Consider the following 17,972-nt stretch of genomic DNA (forward strand, 5'->3'; position numbering starts at 1 on the left):
CTGGAGGGAACTGGCGATCTCTGGAAACTCAAAACTGTACTTAATGCGAACTCAGTTTACGCATGGCGCTTAGACTAAAAGCGGCGGGACGTACGCGTTGGCGCTTCGCTTCATTCTCTTCCAGAAGCAAAACAATCGCCGATGCAGCCATTGCTACCATCATGGATAATGCCAGAAGAAATATCATCATCGCGGTATCCTTTCGTTATAGATACGCTTCAGAAGCGAAAAGGTTGCACCAAACTTGCGCCTATCTTGGTAAATCGGTTGTGAACTTCTCGTGAAATCGTTGTTCATATCGCATTCATCTATTTTCTTGGTTTCTGATTTCTTTCAATTGTGGTTGTTGTTGAAAATCTGATTAGAAAAGGCTAGCTGGAAGAAATGACGATCGCGATTTATGCGGGTTCATTCGACCCGGTCACCAATGGCCATATGGATGTTCTGAAAGGCACGCTGCGTCTTGCCGATCAGGTTATCGTCGCTATTGGCGTGCATCCGGGCAAGAAGCCGCTGTTCAGTTTTGAAGAACGTGTCGAGCTTATCAATGCAAGCGCCAAGGCTTTGCTTGGGGCTGACGCGAAGCGCGTTTCCGTGATTTCGTTTGATGCCCTTGTCATTGATGCTGCGCGTAAGCATGGCGCCAAGCTCATGGTGCGTGGTCTGCGCGATGGCACCGATCTCGATTATGAAATGCAGATGGCGGGCATGAATGGAACGATGGCGCCGGAATTGCAAACCGTCTTTCTGCCAGCCGATCCTGCTGTGCGCACGATTACTGCCACATTGGTTCGCCAGATTGCCTCAATGGGAGGCGATATAAAGCCCTTCGTTCCTGCAGCTGTTGCGGCTGCGCTGGAAGCAAAATTCAAATCCTGATTCAGGGAGTTTCTCGATTATGTCATTCGTTCGTTCGGCGCTTGTCGCAGCCAGCATTGTTGCGTTTTCTCAAGGTGCGGCCTTTGCTGCTGACATCCTCAATCTGCAGCTTAAAGACGGCAATGTCGCTATTGAGCTGAGTCCAAACCTTGCGCCAAAGCATGTCGCACAGATTGAAAAGCTGGCTCAGGAAGGCGCTTACAACGGCGTGGCTTTCCATCGCGTGATTCCCGGCTTCATGGCTCAGACCGGTGATGTGAAGTTCGGTAACGTTGACAAGGGCTTCAATGCATCGCGCGTTGGTACCGGTGGTTCTGAACTGCCGAACATTCCGGCTGAATTTTCGCAGGAACCATTTGTGCGTGGCACGGTTGGTATGGCGCGCAGCCAGGACCCGAATTCCGCCAACTCGCAGTTCTTCATCATGTTCAATGACGGCGCATTCCTGAACGGCCAGTACACGGTTGTTGGTAAGGTTGTCAGTGGCATGGACGTGGTTGATAAGATCAAAAAGGGAAGTGAATCCGATAATGGTTCGGTCGAAAGCCCTGACAAGATCATCAAAGCCACGATCGAAAAGAAATGAGTTTTAGAGCGCTTTTCGATCTGATTGAAACAGATCGGCGCTCTAAATATCTGTTCTAACGCGCATCTTATCCGAAAACCGTTTCACACTTTTCGGGATGCGCTCTAAATTCAACACGTATCCCTGTCCCAAAAAATGATTCAAACTTTTGGGGATACGCTCAATAGGAGAGGCCCGATGGCTTACAAAGACCCGGAAAACACGCTCGTTCTTGAAACCACCAAGGGCAATGTCGTTCTCGAACTCTTCCCTGATCTGGCTCCTGGCCATGTCGAACGCATCAAGGAACTGGCACGCGAAGGCGCTTATGACGGCGTTGTGTTCCACCGCGTTATCGACGGCTTCATGGCGCAGACCGGCGACGTGAAGTTCGGCAAGACGGGCGGCGCGCATTTCAATGGCTCGCGTGCTGGTATGGGCGGTTCGGACAAGCCTGACCTCAAGGCTGAATTCTCGAACACCTCGCACAAGCGCGGCACTGCTTCGATGGCTCGTTCGCAGAACCCGAACTCGGCTAATTCGCAGTTCTTCATCTGCTTCACCGACGCTCCATGGCTTGACCGTCAGTACTCCGTATGGGGTCAGGTTATCGAAGGCATGGACAATGTCGACAAGATCAAGCGCGGCGAACCTGTTACCGATCCAGACGTGATCGTAACTGCACGCATCGCTGCAGACATCTAATTCAGTCGTTTCTATAGAAATATAGCGGCTCCGGTTTTGCCGGGGCCGCTCTTGCTTTGATGCATTTCTGAAATTTGAAATGCTCTGATGAGGTTTATGATGCGTGTTGATCTTTTCGATTTCGATTTGCCGGAAGAGAGCATTGCTCTGCGTCCAGCCGAACCGCGCGACCACGCCAAGCTTTTGCGCGTGCGTCCCGGTCAGCCATTCGAAGATCGACAGGTATTCGAGCTGCCTGATCTGTTGCAGCCGGGCGATGCGCTCGTTTTCAACGATACAAAAGTCATTCCTGCACAACTTGAAGGTATGCGCGAGCGCGATGGCAATATTTCGCAGGTGAGTGCGACGCTTCACATGCGTACCGGCCCTGATCGCTGGAAGGCATTCCTGCGTCCTGCCAAGCGCGTGAAGGAAGGCGACCGCATCCGTTTCGGTCATTCCGGTTCAAGCTGCTTCCTCGGAACACTCGACGCAACCGTTGCCGAAAAGGGTGACGCTGGCGAAGTTCTGCTGGTGTTCGACCTCTCTGGCGCAATGCTGGATGAAGCAATTGCTTCGGTCGGCCATATTCCTTTGCCGCCTTATATCGCATCCAAGCGCGCAGAAGATGAGCGCGACCGCAGCGATTATCAGACTGTTTATGCGCGTGAGGAAGGGGCTGTTGCAGCCCCGACTGCAGGGCTGCATTTCACACCCGATCTGCTCAAAAAAATCCGTGATCGTGGCATCGAAGAACATTTCGTGACGTTGCATGTAGGGGCGGGCACATTTCTGCCCGTCAAAGCCGACGATACGACGGACCACAAGATGCATTCGGAGATCGGATACGTTTCCCAGGAAACTGCGGATGCGTTGAATGCCGTTCATGCCCGAGGTGGCCGGGTGATCTGTGTCGGCACAACATCGCTGCGCCTGATTGAGAGCGCTGCCGGTGAAGATGGCATCATTCGCCCATGGGCGGGTCCGACCGATATTTTCATCACACCGGGCTATAAGTTCCGTGCAGTCGATCTGCTGATGACTAATTTCCATCTGCCGCGCTCGACGCTCTTCATGCTTGTTTCGGCCTTTAGTGGCTTTGAGACGATGCAGGACGCTTATAAACGCGCCATTGAAACCGGGTATCGCTTCTATTCCTATGGAGATTCCAGTCTTCTTGAGAGGAAATGAAACGGTTCCCTTTTTCGGCATAATTCATTAGAGACACGGCATGACCAGCGAAAATTTTGAATTCAAAGTGCTTGCGCGTGATGGCGCAGCCCGTCAGGGCGAAATCTCCATGCCGCGCGGCGTGGTGCGTACGCCTGCCTTCATGCCAGTTGGCACAGCCGGAACCGTCAAGGCCATGTATATGGATCAGGTGAAGGATTTGGGAGCCGACATCATTCTCGGCAACACCTATCATCTGATGCTGCGTCCGGGTGCGGAACGCGTTGCTCGTCTTGGTGGTCTGCATGAATTCGGCGGCTGGAAAGGCCCAATTCTGACCGATTCCGGCGGCTTTCAGGTCATGTCGCTCGCGCAGCTCCGCAAGCTTAACGAAAACGGTGTGACTTTCCGCTCGCATATCGACGGCAAGCCTTATGAAATGACGCCGGAGCGCTCCATCGAAATTCAGGGGCTGCTTGATAGCGATATTCAGATGCAGCTCGATGAATGCGTAGCGCTGCCATCGCCTGAAAAGAACACCGAGCGCGCAATGGAATTGTCGCTGCGCTGGGCAGAACGCTGCAAGGTGGCGTTCGGCACACAGGCTGGAAAGGCGATGTTCGGCATCGTGCAGGGCGGTGACAATGCGCGCCTGCGTGAGCGCTCGGCTGAAGCATTGAAGGCGATGGACCTCAAAGGCTATTCCGTTGGTGGTCTGGCGGTTGGTGAACCGCAGAATGTCATGCTCGAGATGCTCGAAGTGGTTTGCCCCATTCTGCCTACAGAAAAGCCACGCTATCTGATGGGCGTTGGCACGCCGGATGACATTCTGAAATCGGTCGCCCGCGGTATCGACATGTTTGATTGTGTGATGCCGACGCGTGCTGGTCGTCATGGTCTGGCGTTCACGCGCTTTGGCAAGGTGAACCTGCGCAATGCGCGTCATGCCGATGATCATCGTCCGCTTGATCCAGAATCAAACTGCCCGGCGACGCGTGATTACAGCCGCGCTTATCTGCATCATCTGGTCAAATCGGGTGAAGCACTGGGCGGGATGCTGCTGACATGGAACAATCTGGCCTATTACCAGTATCTCATGCAGGGCATTCGGGCGGCAATCGCTGAAGGTCGTTTTGAAGACTTCGCGGCTGAAACAACAGCCGGATGGGAGAGGGGCGACATACCAGTCCTTTGATTTTCATCTCTGTTAGAGTTGTAAAGCGCGCCTCTAAGGCGCGTTTTTTGTATCTATTACAGCGGTTTCAGTTAAAAATGAATCGTTGAAACCGCTGTAACTGTTTGTTTTTACGCATTATCCGACGCAAAACTACTTCGGACTTTTGCTGGAAATGCTATAAACCTATCCAGCTTCGAGCAGCTTTTCCAGACGACAGATAACGGAATGACGCTCTTCTTCGCTTACGATGTCACAATCAAGCAAGCGGCCGCATTCAAGTCCGGAAAGCGCAAGATAAGTAATCAAAACGAGATTGGAGTCGGAAGCGTCTTTTAGCATCCGATCAAGTACGGCCCGGTGATAATGTCTGACCGGGATCATGAAATCCGGGTTCTCGACCAGCGCAGCAAGAATTCCGCTGGCTGGGGGCTCATCGTCAGCCTGAACGCGATAAACATCAAAAAAAGCACGTGCGACACGGTTTTTATCTCCGCTCTGCAGGCGTTCCTGAACCTCCATCGCACGTTCATGCTCTTTCATATACTCTTCGACCACGCCCTCAAGCAGCTTTGCTTTCGTTGGAAACGAGTAAAGCAATCCTCCTTTTGAGAGGCCCGCGCGGGCGGCAACCGCGTCGAGAGATATATGTGCTGGTCCGACCTCTTGGGCGAGTTCCACTGCTGCGCGCAAAATGCGCTCTCGCGAAGAGACCTTATTCTTTGTGTGCAATTCCTATGGTCTCCTGACAGTTCGATAGTTGACAATACCGTCCAGACGGTACAGTTATTTTCATCTGATATTCAAGTAAAATACGTGCGACCAAATTGTGAGGAACATAAAGGAAGCACGCCAACGACACCCTGGAGTGCATCCGCAATGATCAAACGCCTCATTCTGGCAATAATTTTTCTCGTGATCGTCGTGGGGGGGCTCGTTGGTTTCAACCTGTTCAGAACGCAGGCGATCAAGGATTTCTTCGCGAATATGCAGCAGCCTGCCAAGACGGTTTCGACTGTCACGCTTGAGCCGGGCGTCTGGACTCCAGGCATTGAAGCGATTGGTTCTGCCAATGCAATCAATGGTGTCGATCTGACAGTTCAGGTCAATGGTATCGTTGATAAAATCGAATTCACCGCCAATCAGGAAGTAAAGAAGGGCACTGTCCTTCTTCAGCTGGAAAACAGCATTGAGACTGCCGATCTGGTGGCTGCTCAGGCTGAAGCTGTGCTTGCTGATCAGAACCTGAAGCGCGCTGAAACCTTGCGCACGCGTGGCGTGGGTGCAGTTTCTGACGTTGACACAACAGCTGCTGCTGCCAGCGCCAAGAAGGCCGCTGTTGCCAAGATGCAGGCAGTGCTTGATCAGAAGACCGTAACGGCGCCATTTGACGGTGTTATCGGTATTTCCAAGGTCGATCTCGGTCAGTACCTGACGCCGGGCACGGTTATCGGCACTTTGCAGGAAACCGACAAGATGCGTATCGACTTCTCTGTACCGGAGCAGTCGCTTTCTTCCCTGAAGCTTGGACAGCCTGTGAAGGTTGGCCCAAACATGGACGCATTGAAATATAACGGCACGATTGTTGGTATTGATCCAAAGATCGACCCTGCAAGCCGTCTGGTCTCCGTGCGTGCCGAAGTGCAGAATGATGAACCACGCCTGACACCAGGTCAGTTTGTTCAGGTTCGCGTTGAGCTTCCACAGGAAGACAATATTCTGGCTTTGCCACAAACGACAATCGTGACAAGCCTTTACGGTGACTATGTTTATGCTGTTCGTCCCGAGCAGCCAAAAGAAGGCGAAAAAGCTCCTGAAGGAAAGGCTGCAAAGCAGGTCGCGCAGCAGGTTTTCGTCAAGGTCGGTCGTCGTTATGGCGGCGTTGCTGAAATCACCGATGGCCTGAAGGCTGGTGATATCGTGATCACTGCAGGTCAGAACCGGCTTTCGCCGGGTGCTGCTGTTACGATCGACAACACAGTCAATCCGCTGCCTGCGGCTGACAAGTAATAGGCGAGCAAGATGAGTTTTTCCGATATTTTCATCCGGCGACCCGTACTTGCTACAGTGGTCGCTCTCATGATCATTCTCCTTGGCCTTCAGGGTATCGCGCAGCTTTCGGTGCGTGAATATCCAAAGGTCGATGAAACCGTTATTACCGTCACCACTGCTTATGCGGGTGCGAGTGCGGAGCTTATTCAGGGCTTTATCACATCGCCAATCGCGGAATCCGTGGCGACCACTGAAAACATCGATTACGTCACTTCATCCAGCCGTCCATCGTCGAGCACGGTGACGGTGCAGATGAAACTTGGGGCAAATCCTGATGCGGCACTGACCGAGGTGATTGCAAAGGTTAATCAGGTTCGCGGCAATCTGCCGTCTGAATCCGATGACCCTGTTATCGTCAAGGGAACGGGCCAGAGCTTTGCTACCATGTATCTGGCAGCACAGAACCCGAACATGACGAGCGAGCAGATCACTGAATATCTGGAACGCGTCATGCAGCCGCGCATCTCCACGGTGCAGGGTGTGGCCAAGGCCGAAATTCTGGGTGGTCAGGTCTATTCGATGCGCGTGTGGCTTGATCCAATTCAGCTCGCCGCACGCCAGATCACCGCACCGGAAGTTCTGGCTGCGATCAATGCGTCGAACTTCCTGTCGGCACCGGGTACGACAAAAAACCAGTTTGTTGCCTCTTCGATTACGCTTGAATCGACCTTGCAGACACCGGAAGCTTTCGGTGCGATGCCGATCAAGACTTCCGGCGATGAAGTTGTTCGTCTGCGCGATGTTGCCAAGGTGGAACTGGCGGCGAAAAGCAAGGACACGATCGTTTCGTTCAATGGTTCTGCGGGTACATTCCTTGCAATCTACCCAACGCCTTCAGCGAACCCTATCGATGTTGCGACAGCGTTCAGGAAAGAACTCCCGGCCATTCAGGCATCCTTGCCTGAAGGCATGACGCTTGATCTGGTCTATGATGCGACCGAACAGATCAGCTCATCGATCAACGAAGTGTTCACGACCATCGGCGAAGCAGTCGCTATCGTTATTCTGGTCATTATCGTGTTCCTGGGTTCGTTCCGGTCGGTGCTTATCCCGATTGTAACAATCCCGATTTCGCTGATTGGCGTCTGTTTCTTCCTGTATATTCTGGGCTTCTCAATCAACCTTCTGTCACTTCTGGCAATGGTTCTGGCGATTGGTCTGGTGGTGGATGACGCCATCGTGGTTCTGGAGAACATTCACCGACATATCGAAGAGGGATTGCGTCCTATGGATGCGGCCTTCAAGGGTATGAAGGAAATCACAGGCTCCATTATCGCGATGACGATCACGCTGGCTGCGGTGTTTGCGCCTCTCGGATTTACGGGTGGTTTGACCGGATCGCTGTTCCGCGAGTTTGCCTTCACGCTTGCAGGTGCGGTTATCATTTCCGGCGTTGCCGCTTTGACAATCTCGCCGATGATGTGCGCGCGTATGTTGAAACATGGCGAGGCATCGCGCTTCCAGAAGTTCATTGATACGAACTTCAAGAAGCTCGAAAAGGGATATCATCGTCTGGTATCGGGGTCGCTCAATTATCGCCCGATTACGCTGATGATCGTTATTGCTCTGGTTGGTCTCACAGGCTTCTTGTTTGTGAACACATCGAGCGAACTGGCACCGGAAGAAGATTCAGGCGCATTGTTCTCGATGTTCCAGGCTCCGCAATATGCAACCTCTGCCTATACCAACCTCTATGCCGAGCAGATCGATGGTCTGACCAAGGATCTGCCGGAACTCGACACACGCTTCCAGATCGTCGGCATGGATGGTGGTACAACCTCCGGTATCGCCCTTTGGGTGCTGAAGGACTGGTCTGAGCGTACGCGTTCGCAGAAGCAGATTCAGGAAGACCTGACTGCCCGACTGACCAAGGTTGCCGGCGTTGACGCATTCATCTTTGCGCCTCCGTCGCTGCCGGGTGCTGGTGGTGGCTTGCCAATTTCGATTGCTCTTCAGTCGACGGGGCCATCAAGTCAGGTGTTCGAGCTTGCTGAGGAAATCAAAAACGAAGCACAGGCGACCGGCCAGTTCATTATCGTTCAGAACTCCATGTCCTATAATGCGCCGCAGACCACCATCACAATTGATCGTGACCGGGCTGCAACGCTTGGTGTGCAGGTGAGTGATATTGGCTCGACGCTCGGTCTTCTGACCGGTGGTGCAAAGATTGCTCAGTTCGACCGCGATTCAAACAGCTATGACATCATCAGTCAGGTGCCGGACATCTATCGTTCCAATCCTGAAAAGCTCGGTGATTTCTATGTTCGCAGTGTTTCGGGCGAGATGGTTCCTCTGTCTTCTGTCATCCAGATCAAGACGAACTCTTCGCCTGCCGCTATCGAGCAGTTCAACCAGCTGAATTCGGCAACGATTTCCGCTCTGCCAATGCCGAGTGTCACCACAGGTCAGGGCCTGCAAACACTCGTCAATCTGGCGCAGCAGAAGATGCCGGAAGGCTTCTTCCTTGACTATTCCGGTCAGTCGCGTCTGGAAGTCGAGCAGGGCAACACGATCATGATCGCCTTCGGCCTTGCCGTTATCGTGATCTATCTGGTGCTTGCGGCGCAGTTCGAAAGCTTCCGCGATCCGTTCATCATCATGATGTCGGTTCCGCTTTCGATCTTCGGTGCTATCGTTCCGCTGAACCTGGGACTTGGCACGCTCAACATCTATACGCAGGTTGGTATGATTACCCTTGTCGGGTTGATAACCAAGCACGGTATTCTGATGGTGGAGTTTGCCAATCAGCAGCGTCGCCTGCATGGTCATTCGCGTCGTGAGGCCATCATCCTCTCGGCAGAAACCCGCCTGCGTCCGATTCTGATGACCACGGCTGCAATGGCGCTTGGCGTTGTTCCCCTGATCATCGCAAGTGGTGCGGGTGCGGCGGCTCGTTACTCGATGGGTCTGGTGATCTTCACCGGTATCACGATCGGTACAGTCTTCACGCTCTTCGTGGTTCCGATGTTCTATACGTTCATTGCCAAGAAAGACGTGGAAGGTGAGTTCGTACCATCGCAGGAAGATGGCAAGGAGCCAGCAACGGTAGCCCATCACTGAAACTTGTATTGAATAATCAGATTAAGGGCGGCCACATGTGGGCCGCCCTTTTTGTTGGGAATTAATCGCTTTTCGATCTGATTTTATCAGATCGGCGCTCTGATTTCTTTCCAGCATAATCTTGTCGATCCTCGTTTCACTCCGGTCGGATTACGCTCTGTTGCATTCCAACCGTTCCACACCATATGAGCAGGCATGATACCTTTATCCGTACTCGATCTTTCACCCGTCCCTGAAGGCAGCGATGCAGGACAGTCTCTGCGCAACACGCTAGAATTGGCCCAGCAGGCCGAAAAACTGGGCTTTACGCGCTATTGGCTGGCGGAGCATCACAACATGCCCGGTATTGCCAGTGCGGCTACCTCGGTCGTCATCGGCCATGTGGCAGCGGGCACGTCCACCATTCGCGTTGGTGCGGGCGGCATCATGTTGCCGAACCATTCGCCATTGGTGATCGCCGAACAGTTCGGCACGCTGGCTTCGCTGTTTCCGGGCCGTATCGATCTGGGCCTTGGTCGTGCGCCCGGCACCGATCAGTTGACGGCTCATGCGCTTCGCCGGAATCTTGAAAGCAGCGCCAATGATTTTCCGCGCGATGTCGTAGAGCTTCTCAATTATTTCAAGCCGGGCGATCCTGCACAGCGCGTTCAGGCTGTGCCGGGCGCGGGGCTGAATGTCCCGGTCTGGATTCTCGGTTCGAGCCTGTTTGGCGCGCAACTGGCTGCGATGTTGGGACTGCCTTATGGCTTCGCCTCCCATTTCGCACCTGCTGACATGGAACGCGCTGTAGAGCTTTATCGCGAACGATTTGAGCCGTCCGAATATCTGCAGAAGCCTTATGTCATGCTTGGGCTTAATGTCATTGCAGCGGATACGGATGAAGAAGCACATCATCTGTTCACGTCGCAATTGCAGGCATTTGTGAACTTGCGCAGCGGCCGTCCGGGCAAGTTGCCTGCGCCCGTTGTGGGCTATCAGGAGCAGCTTGATCCTTCCGCACAGGCACTGGTTCGCCAGATGCTATCATGTCGTGTGGTGGGCGGTCCTGAAACCGTCGACAAGGGCATTCGCGAATTTGCCGAACGCACTGGTGCGGACGAATTGATGGTGACGGGCATGATCTATGACCATCAGAAGCGTCTTCGCTCTTATGAGATCGTCAGCAACTCGATGGCGTGAGGATCGAACTCGCGATTGACCTCAGTAAGAAGCCAATCGCGGAAAGCTTTGACTGCAGGCGTATTTGCACGCGCCTGCGGTGTCACAAAGTAATAGCTGCTCGGACTTTTGACTGTGTGCTGATAGGCCACCACAAGCTGCCCGCTTTCAATTTCCGCACTGATCAAAAATAGCGGCATCAGTGCAATCCCAAGACCTGCGACACAAGCCTGAGAAACATTTGAGAACTGCTCAAAGCGCATTCCGCCCGCAACAGGTGCTGCAATGTCGAGGCTTTTGAACCAGTGGCTCCATGCGCCGGGGCGTGATGCCATGTTGAAAAGCGGCAGGCGCAACAGGTCATTCGGCTCGGTGATGGCGTGCTGTTTCAGAAAAACTGGACTGCAAACAGGCGCAACCGTTTCCTCCATCAGAAATGTGCAATCGGCATTCGACCAGTCCGGTTGGCCAATATGGATTGCCGCATCAAGGCCCTCGCGTTCAAAGTCGAACTGGCCAATGCGGGTGGCAAAATTCAGAATAATATCCGGATATTGCGCGACGAAACGCGGGATTCTCGGGATCAGCCAGCGGGTGCCGAAGGTCGGCAGAAATGCAAGATTGAGCGTTGTCCCACGCATTTGGGACATGACCTGCAATGAGGCCGCGCGAATGGAGGCAAGGGCAGGGCTGATCCCACTCAGATAGGCACGTCCGGCATCGGTCAGTAAAACATGGCGGCTGGTGCGGTCAAACAGAGCAGCGCCAAGCTGTTCTTCCAATGCTGCTATTTGACGGCTGACAGCCCCTTGCGTCAGAGACAGCTCTTCCGCCGCACTCGAAAAGCTCTCGTGTCGCGCCACTGCATCAAAGGCAGCAAGCGCGCTTGTCGAAGGAAGCAGGCGTCTCGATAGTGATGTCATCATCTATTACTAAACGGAATAGATCGATGAGTAAACGTTCATTGCATGATTCCGCTTTTCCAGTCACATTTGGGCACCTGAATTTGAGGAGATTATTCATGTCGCGTGCCGCATTTAACTGGGAAGATCCGTTTCTGCTTGATGAGCAGCTGACCGAAGACGAGCGGATGATCCGCGACTCGGCGCAGGCTTTCGCGAGCGATGTCCTGCTGCCGCGCATTGAAAAAGCTTATCTTGATGAAACGACCGATCCGGACCTGTTTCGTCTGATGGGGCAGGCTGGCCTTCTTGGTGTAACGCTTCCCGAAGAATACGGCGCAGCCAATGCTGGCTATGTTTCCTATGGTCTGGTGGCACGCGAAGTCGAGCGCATCGATTCCGGCTATCGTTCGATGATGAGCGTTCAGTCGTCGCTCGTCATGTATCCGATCTATGCTTATGGCTCGGACGAACAGCGCAAGAAATATCTGCCGGGTCTTGTTTCCGGCGAATTGATCGGCTGCTTTGGCCTCACTGAGCCTGATGCCGGTTCCGATCCTGCTGGCATGAAAACCCGCGCCGATAAGATCGATGGCGGCTATCGCATCAGCGGTTCCAAAATGTGGATTTCCAATTCGCCGATTGCCGACGTTTTCGTGGTCTGGGCCAAGTCGACTGCCCATGACGGTGCGATCCGTGGCTTTGTGCTTGAAAAGGGCATGAAGGGTCTTTCTGCCCCCAAGATTGGCGGAAAGCTTTCGTTGCGTGCTTCGATCACTGGCGAAATCGTCATGGATGGCGTGGAAGTATCGGAAGATGCATTGTTGCCGAATGTATCGGGTCTCAAGGGTCCGTTCGGCTGTCTCAACCGTGCGCGCTATGGCATTTCATGGGGTGTGCTGGGCGCGGCAGAGGATTGCTGGTTCCGTGCGCGTCAGTATGGTCTTGATCGCAAGCAGTTCGACAAGCCGCTGGCTGGAACACAGCTTTATCAGAAGAAGCTTGCCGATATGCAGACAGAAATAGCGCTGGGCTTGCAGGCAAGCTTACGCGTTGGTCGTCTGTTTGACGAAGGCAAAATGGCGCCCGAAATGATTTCCATCGTCAAGCGCAACAATTGCGGTAAGGCGCTCGATATTGCGCGTCAGGCTCGCGACATGCATGGCGGCAACGGCATTCAAATCGAATATCACGTTATGCGCCACGCTCAGAATCTTGAAACCGTCAACACCTATGAAGGTACGCATGATGTTCATGCGCTGATTCTCGGACGTGCGCAGACCGGCATTCAGGCGTTCTTCTGATCGCCGGAAAGGTTTTGAGAAATGCAGAATACACCGCTTGCGGGTCTTAAAGTCATTGAGCTGGCCCGCATTCTGGCAGGTCCATGGGTCGGACAGACACTGTCCGACCTTGGTGCCGACGTCATTAAGGTCGAAAGCCCTGAAGGTGACGATACCCGCACATGGGGCCCGCCCTTTATCGAGGTCGAAGGCGAAAAGTCGGCCGCCTATTTCCATGCCTGCAATCGCGGCAAGCAATCCATCATTGCCGACTTTCGTACTGACGAGGGCAGAGAGCTTGTGCGCAAGCTGGTTGCCGATGCGGATGTGGTGATTGAGAATTTCAAGCTCGGCGGTCTTGATAAATACGGTCTCGACTATGAAAGCCTGAAAGCGATCAATCCGCGGCTGATCTATTGCTCAATTACGGGTTTTGGCCACACCGGGCCTTATGCAGAGCGTGCGGGTTATGATTTCATGATCCAGGGCATGGGCGGTATTATGGACCTGACCGGCGAGCCGGACGGACAACCGCAAAAGATTGGTGTCGCCTTCGCAGACATATTTACCGGGCTTTACAGCGTGGTCGCCATTCAATCGGCTCTCATCATGCGTGAGCGCACGGGCAAAGGTCAGCACATTGATATGGCACTGTTTGATTGCATGTCGGCGGTTCTTGCCAATCAGGCGATGAATTATCTAGCATCCGGCGTTTCGCCCAAGCGTATGGGCAATGCGCATCCCAATATCGCGCCTTATCAGACGCTGCCTGTATCGGACGGTTATTTCATTATCGCCTGCGGCAATGACGGGCAGTTTGCAAAACTGACGGCGTTGCTGGGAATCGGTGAAATCGCGCGCGATTCCCGCTTCCTCACCAATGCATCGCGCGTCGCCAATCGCGATGCACTGACAGCAATGCTTGAAGAGCGTACAACGCAATGGTTACGGGATGATCTTCTGGCAGCGCTTGCTAAAGCAGGGGTGCCCGCCGGGCCTATCAACACGGTTGAAGATGTGTTTGCTGATCCGCAATTCATCGCGCGGCAGATGAGAATCGATCCCGATGGTGTGCCGGGCTTGCGTACGCCAATCCGATTCTCGGACGCCGAACTGAAGCTCGACAGGCGATCACCGAAACTGGGCGAGCATAAGAATGATATGTAACAAAAACCCCGCTTTAAGCGGGGTTTTTAGTAGGTCAGTCGTCGGTGGCGACCATCACGTCTGATGCTTTCACCACTGCATAGGCTGTCTTGCCAACCTTGAGGTCAAGTTCATCCACGGCTTCATTGGTGATGGATGAGGTAACAACGACACCGTTTCCGATATCAATGCGGATATGCGCCGTAGTTGCACCTTTGGTGACATCGACGATTGTGCCTTTGAGGCGATTGCGTGCGCTGATTTTCATAGTTTCTTCCCGTCGTTGATTGGCGTCTGCACGATGCAATAAAGCATTTTAGCACGTTGGATAACATCCCAAATTCGAGAAGCTATTCATTGCTGCAGCACAAAAAAATCAAATTTTTTAAGGGAAGAGAATGGTGCGGTCGAGAAGACTCGAACTTCCACGGGTTGCCCCACAGCGACCTCAACGCTGCGCGTCTACCAATTCCGCCACGACCGCACTGTGTGGTAGAAGCTGAACAATGTCAGCGAGAGGGCATTTAGCAAATCAATCTGGACTGCACAAGGCCATTCTTCCAGTTGAGCACAATTGAATGAAATTATTTTATGTTGGGCTTAAATATCTGATTTTAAAACGCAAAAAATCCCTGCTTCATCTGGTGTTTAACCAGATCGCAGAGCTGCGTCTAAAAAGAAATCATAACTCTTGAGAGAGAATGGTGCGGTCGAGAAGACTCGAACTTCCACGGGTTGCCCCACAGCGACCTCAACGCTGCGCGTCTACCAATTCCGCCACGACCGCACTGTGTGGTAGAAGCTGAACTTGTCAGCGAGGAGGCATCTAGCAAATCGATCAGACAGGCACAAGCCCGATCTTGTGCTTCTGCCGATCTTTTTCAAAAAAGAGTGCCTAAAAGTCGTAATACTGCAATTTAAGGCGCTTAAAACTTCAGTTTTCGTGGCTTCTTGGTGTCAAGATTGTGGCCATTCTGCGGCTTTCGGCGTCAATCTATGCGGATTTGCCATAGATTGACGCCGAATCTGCTGCACCCATTAACCGCTTATTCCCTGCAATCTTTTAATGTCTTCCAGCCGCTTTACGGTTTCCGCATAGCCAATATCGATTGCTTCTGATGCCCGGTGAAAGTCGGCCAGGCCGATTTGCCCGACAGTGGGCATCAGCGAAACATCGGGTGGGTCGCCAGCCATGCGCGCGCGGGAAATACGGTCCTGAATGATGTTGAAGGCTTCCATCATCACGCCGGTAATACCGAGGCGGCTTTCCTTCTCGCCGTGAATCGTTTCGCTCAATGTGTCCTGACGAGACTGAGCGTGTTTGATGACGGCAGCACGTCCAAACTGGTCGTAATGCAGGTTTACAGCCAGAACGAGGCGTTGCTCATAGGCGCGGCAGACCGAGACCGGAACTGGATTGACCAGTGCACCATCGACCAGCACGCGCTCCTGCCAGCGAACGGGTTCAAACACGCCGGGCAGGGCGTAGGATGCCCGCATGGCTTCAACCAGTGGACCTGTAGAGAGCCAGATTTCATGGCCTGTGCGCAGTTCGGTACAAACGGCAACGAATGGGCGATCCAGATCTTCAAGACGCAAGCCGTCGAGGTGCTCGCGCATACGGCTATCAAGCTTCATGCCGCCAAACAGGCCGCTGCCGCGAAATGTGATGTCGAGAAGGTTGAACATGCGGCGGCGTGTGAGACTGCGCGCAAATTCTTCAAGCTGATCGAGCTTGCCCGCAAGATAGCAGCCACCAACCAGTGCGCCGATTGAGGTGCCGGCGATCATTTCGATTTCGATGCCTGCTTCATCAAGCGCACGTAGCACACCGATATGTGCCCAGCCACGCGCCGCACCGCCGCCAAGCGCAAGCGCAATGCGGCGTGGTTCATGCCGTACCTGCGGCAGTTCGATGACTTCTTCTTCCGGCTTCAAGGGTTGCGTATTGGCTGCCTTGCGCCTTTGACCCCATGCGAGCATATCGACCAAGCACCTTTCATTTCGGTGAGTGTATCAAAACACTGTATCGAAACAATAAATGCTGCAAATTGAAGGCGCGAGAGAAAATCACGCCTTCACATCGATTTGAGAGGGGTCACAGACCGTGAGAGAATTTAGTGATCGTGGTCGCAGGAACCATTCAGAGACAGGCTAACCTGACCATCTTCTGACTGAACCTGCCGGTAAAAACATGAGCGCCGACCGGTGTGGCAAGTTGGACCATCACCAGCAACACGGACTTTCAGCCAAAGCGCATCCTGGTCGCAGTCTGTACGCAGCTCGATCACGCTTTGCAGATTGCCAGAGGTTTCGCCCTTTTTCCAAAGCGTATTGCGGGAGCGCGACCAGTAATGCGCGATCCCGGTTTCGAGCGTCAGGCGCAGTGCTTCCTCGTTCATATGAGCGACCATCAACAACTCGCCATCACGTTCGTCGGTGACGACTGCCGTGATCAAACCTGATGCGTCAAAGCGCGGCATGAAAACCGCGCCTTCTTCAATCGCCTTCTTGTCAGAAGGCTGGACGGGAAAAATGCTCATTGTTGCGCCTGGATGTCTTTTTACTGACGGATAAGGCTCATGAAGCGAACCTGTTCGTTCACTTCTTCCTGAAACGTGCCGGTAAAGGTCGTCGTGATTGTGCTTGAACCCTGCTTGCGAATGCCACGCATCGCCATGCACATATGTTCTGCATCAATCATTACTGCAACGCCGCGCGGTTTCAGAATGCGCTGAATGCTTTCAGCGATCTGGGCAGTGATGCTTTCCTGCGTTTGTAGACGGCGCGCAAAAATATCGACAACGCGTGCAATCTTCGACAGGCCAAGCACCTTGCCATCTGGCAGATAAGCGACATGCGCCTTGCCGATGATCGGAACCATATGGTGTTCACAATGCGAGAAGAAGGAAATGTCCTTCACCAACACCATGTCATTATAGCCGGATACTTCTTCAAAAGTGGTGCCGAGCACATCCTCAGGGCTTTCGGCATAGCCGCCGAAAAGTTCGCTGTAGGATTTGGCAACGCGTTTTGGTGTATCCAGCAGGCCTTCGCGGTCAGGATTGTCTCCTGCCCAAAGAAGAAGCGTGCGCACAGCAGCTTCTGCTTCGGCCTGAGTTGGCCGTGACAGGTCTGCAGACGGATTGGATTCGTCATCAATCTTGAGGATGCGAGCGTCCATCAGTATTCTCCAGTAGTCTCCTTCAAGGAGGAGACGAGTTAAACGGACAATACAACGATGCGCCCCATAGTCTGATTTGCGAGCGTGCGATGTATTGATCCGGCAACACCAAGCTGCCGGACGGGCATTTCCGCGGCTACTCATCACCATGTGATAATCTACCCATGGCGCAGTCGCTACTTGCCTATTATATAGACAGGAAATTGCAACTTCAAACCGTAACCGGACGACAATTTTACATTTTTCTCCGGAAAGGCGGAAGGTTTCCCTCAATGATCGACGATGTTTATAACAAACGTATCCTTGAATTTGCAGGGAATATTGAAAGACTCGGACGAATTGCTGACCCCGATGCGGTCGCAACTGTTCACTCCAAATTATGTGGGTCCAAAGTTACCGTCTATCTGCGCATGTCAGACGGCGTGGTTACAGACTTCGCGCATGAGGTGAAGGCCTGCGCATTGGGGCAGGCGTCATCGTCGGTCATGGCGCGCAATGTGGTTGGCTGCACGTCGGAAGACCTGCGCGCCGTGCGCGATTCGATGTATAAGATGCTCAAGGAAAACGGCCCCGCGCCGGAAGGCCGTTTTGAGGATCTCAAATATTTTGAACCGGTTCGTGAATATAAAGCCCGTCACGCATCGACGCTTCTGACATTCGACGCGGTTATCGATTGCATTCGCCAGATCGAAGAAAAGGTGCAGGCGGCTTAGGA

General features: G+C 53.2%; 18 protein-coding genes and 2 tRNA genes. 11 read left to right on the top strand and 9 right to left on the bottom strand.

Annotated features, from left to right (window positions below; genetic code table 11):
* Nucleotides 1-40 precede the first annotated feature (40 nt).
* The gene (locus RT142_RS00760; protein ID WP_007875068.1) at nucleotides 41-190 is read right to left on the bottom strand and encodes a hypothetical protein; all 150 of its coding nucleotides are present in this window, start codon (nucleotides 188-190) and stop codon (nucleotides 41-43) included.
* A 194-nt stretch (nucleotides 191-384) separates the two neighbouring features.
* Here RT142_RS00760 and coaD point away from each other — a divergent pair, with 194 nt between their 5' ends.
* The 5 genes from coaD to tgt all read left to right on the top strand — a co-directional run bounded on the left by coaD (nucleotide 385) and on the right by tgt (nucleotide 4,493).
* A complete protein-coding gene (gene coaD, locus RT142_RS00765; protein ID WP_007875067.1) occupies nucleotides 385-879 on the top strand; it encodes a pantetheine-phosphate adenylyltransferase in 495 nt (164 codons plus the stop codon).
* Between the two features lie 19 nt (nucleotides 880-898).
* Nucleotides 899-1,465 (top strand): peptidylprolyl isomerase, encoded by a 567-nt coding sequence (locus tag RT142_RS00770; protein WP_007875066.1) that lies wholly within the window; start codon nucleotides 899-901, stop codon nucleotides 1,463-1,465.
* Nucleotides 1,466-1,642: 177 nt separating this feature from the next.
* A complete protein-coding gene (locus tag RT142_RS00775) occupies nucleotides 1,643-2,149 on the top strand; it encodes a peptidylprolyl isomerase (RefSeq protein ID WP_007875065.1) in 507 nt (168 codons plus the stop codon).
* Between the two features lie 99 nt (nucleotides 2,150-2,248).
* Complete coding sequence (gene queA / locus RT142_RS00780) at nucleotides 2,249-3,319, top strand: tRNA preQ1(34) S-adenosylmethionine ribosyltransferase-isomerase QueA (protein WP_079211926.1); 1,071 nt, start codon at nucleotides 2,249-2,251, stop codon at nucleotides 3,317-3,319.
* Between the two features lie 40 nt (nucleotides 3,320-3,359).
* Nucleotides 3,360-4,493 (top strand): tRNA guanosine(34) transglycosylase Tgt, encoded by a 1,134-nt coding sequence (gene tgt / locus RT142_RS00785; protein ID WP_313026529.1) that lies wholly within the window; start codon nucleotides 3,360-3,362, stop codon nucleotides 4,491-4,493.
* Between the two features lie 165 nt (nucleotides 4,494-4,658).
* Here tgt and RT142_RS00790 read toward each other — a convergent pair whose 3' ends face one another.
* Entirely contained in the window at nucleotides 4,659-5,204 is a 546-nt protein-coding gene (locus RT142_RS00790) for a TetR/AcrR family transcriptional regulator (protein ID WP_007875056.1), read from the bottom strand.
* 147 nt (nucleotides 5,205-5,351) lie between these two features.
* Here RT142_RS00790 and RT142_RS00795 point away from each other — a divergent pair, with 147 nt between their 5' ends.
* The 3 genes from RT142_RS00795 to RT142_RS00805 all read left to right on the top strand — a co-directional run bounded on the left by RT142_RS00795 (nucleotide 5,352) and on the right by RT142_RS00805 (nucleotide 10,763).
* Complete coding sequence (locus RT142_RS00795; protein WP_064320645.1) at nucleotides 5,352-6,482, top strand: efflux RND transporter periplasmic adaptor subunit; 1,131 nt, start codon at nucleotides 5,352-5,354, stop codon at nucleotides 6,480-6,482.
* A gap of 12 nt (nucleotides 6,483-6,494) precedes the next feature.
* Entirely contained in the window at nucleotides 6,495-9,584 is a 3,090-nt protein-coding gene (locus RT142_RS00800) for an efflux RND transporter permease subunit (RefSeq protein WP_113160094.1), read from the top strand.
* Nucleotides 9,585-9,779: 195 nt separating this feature from the next.
* Nucleotides 9,780-10,763 (top strand): LLM class flavin-dependent oxidoreductase, encoded by a 984-nt coding sequence (locus RT142_RS00805; protein ID WP_064320644.1) that lies wholly within the window; start codon nucleotides 9,780-9,782, stop codon nucleotides 10,761-10,763.
* Here the strand turns inward: RT142_RS00805 and RT142_RS00810 are convergent.
* Nucleotides 10,733-11,665, bottom strand: a complete 933-nt coding sequence (locus tag RT142_RS00810; protein ID WP_313027072.1) for a LysR family transcriptional regulator — start codon at nucleotides 11,663-11,665, stop codon at nucleotides 10,733-10,735. The two genes, RT142_RS00805 and RT142_RS00810, sit on opposite strands and share 31 nt — an antisense overlap.
* Nucleotides 11,666-11,763: 98 nt before the next feature.
* Here RT142_RS00810 and RT142_RS00815 point away from each other — a divergent pair, with 98 nt between their 5' ends.
* Complete coding sequence (locus RT142_RS00815) at nucleotides 11,764-12,948, top strand: acyl-CoA dehydrogenase (RefSeq protein ID WP_064320643.1); 1,185 nt, start codon at nucleotides 11,764-11,766, stop codon at nucleotides 12,946-12,948.
* Nucleotides 12,949-12,969: 21 nt separating this feature from the next.
* A complete protein-coding gene (locus RT142_RS00820) occupies nucleotides 12,970-14,094 on the top strand; it encodes a CaiB/BaiF CoA-transferase family protein (protein ID WP_313026534.1) in 1,125 nt (374 codons plus the stop codon).
* 34 nt (nucleotides 14,095-14,128) lie between these two features.
* Here the strand turns inward: RT142_RS00820 and RT142_RS00825 are convergent, their stop codons facing one another.
* The 6 genes from RT142_RS00825 to folE all read right to left on the bottom strand — a co-directional run bounded on the left by RT142_RS00825 (nucleotide 14,129) and on the right by folE (nucleotide 17,257).
* A complete protein-coding gene (locus tag RT142_RS00825) occupies nucleotides 14,129-14,341 on the bottom strand; it encodes a molybdopterin-binding protein (protein WP_064320641.1) in 213 nt (70 codons plus the stop codon).
* Between the two features lie 131 nt (nucleotides 14,342-14,472).
* Nucleotides 14,473-14,557, bottom strand: a tRNA-Leu gene (locus tag RT142_RS00830).
* Between the two features lie 218 nt (nucleotides 14,558-14,775).
* A tRNA-Leu gene (locus RT142_RS00835) sits at nucleotides 14,776-14,860 on the bottom strand.
* A gap of 251 nt (nucleotides 14,861-15,111) precedes the next feature.
* Complete coding sequence (locus tag RT142_RS00840; RefSeq protein WP_007875048.1) at nucleotides 15,112-16,056, bottom strand: patatin-like phospholipase family protein; 945 nt, start codon at nucleotides 16,054-16,056, stop codon at nucleotides 15,112-15,114.
* Nucleotides 16,057-16,190: 134 nt separating this feature from the next.
* Entirely contained in the window at nucleotides 16,191-16,616 is a 426-nt protein-coding gene (gene hisI, locus RT142_RS00845; protein ID WP_007875047.1) for a phosphoribosyl-AMP cyclohydrolase, read from the bottom strand.
* Nucleotides 16,617-16,636: 20 nt separating this feature from the next.
* Nucleotides 16,637-17,257: a GTP cyclohydrolase I FolE gene (gene folE / locus RT142_RS00850; protein ID WP_313026537.1), complete on the bottom strand. Its 621-nt coding sequence runs from the start codon at nucleotides 17,255-17,257 to the stop codon at nucleotides 16,637-16,639.
* Nucleotides 17,258-17,529: 272 nt separating this feature from the next.
* On the opposite strand from folE, the gene RT142_RS00855 reads away from it, so the two are divergent.
* On the top strand, nucleotides 17,530-17,970 hold the full coding sequence (locus tag RT142_RS00855; RefSeq protein WP_313026539.1) for an iron-sulfur cluster assembly scaffold protein: 441 nt from the start codon (nucleotides 17,530-17,532) through the stop codon (nucleotides 17,968-17,970).
* The last annotated feature ends 2 nt before the right edge of the window (nucleotides 17,971-17,972 follow it).

The sequence above is a fragment of the Brucella sp. genome (assembly GCF_032066345.1).
Lineage (GTDB): Bacteria > Pseudomonadota > Alphaproteobacteria > Rhizobiales > Rhizobiaceae > Brucella > Brucella pseudogrignonensis.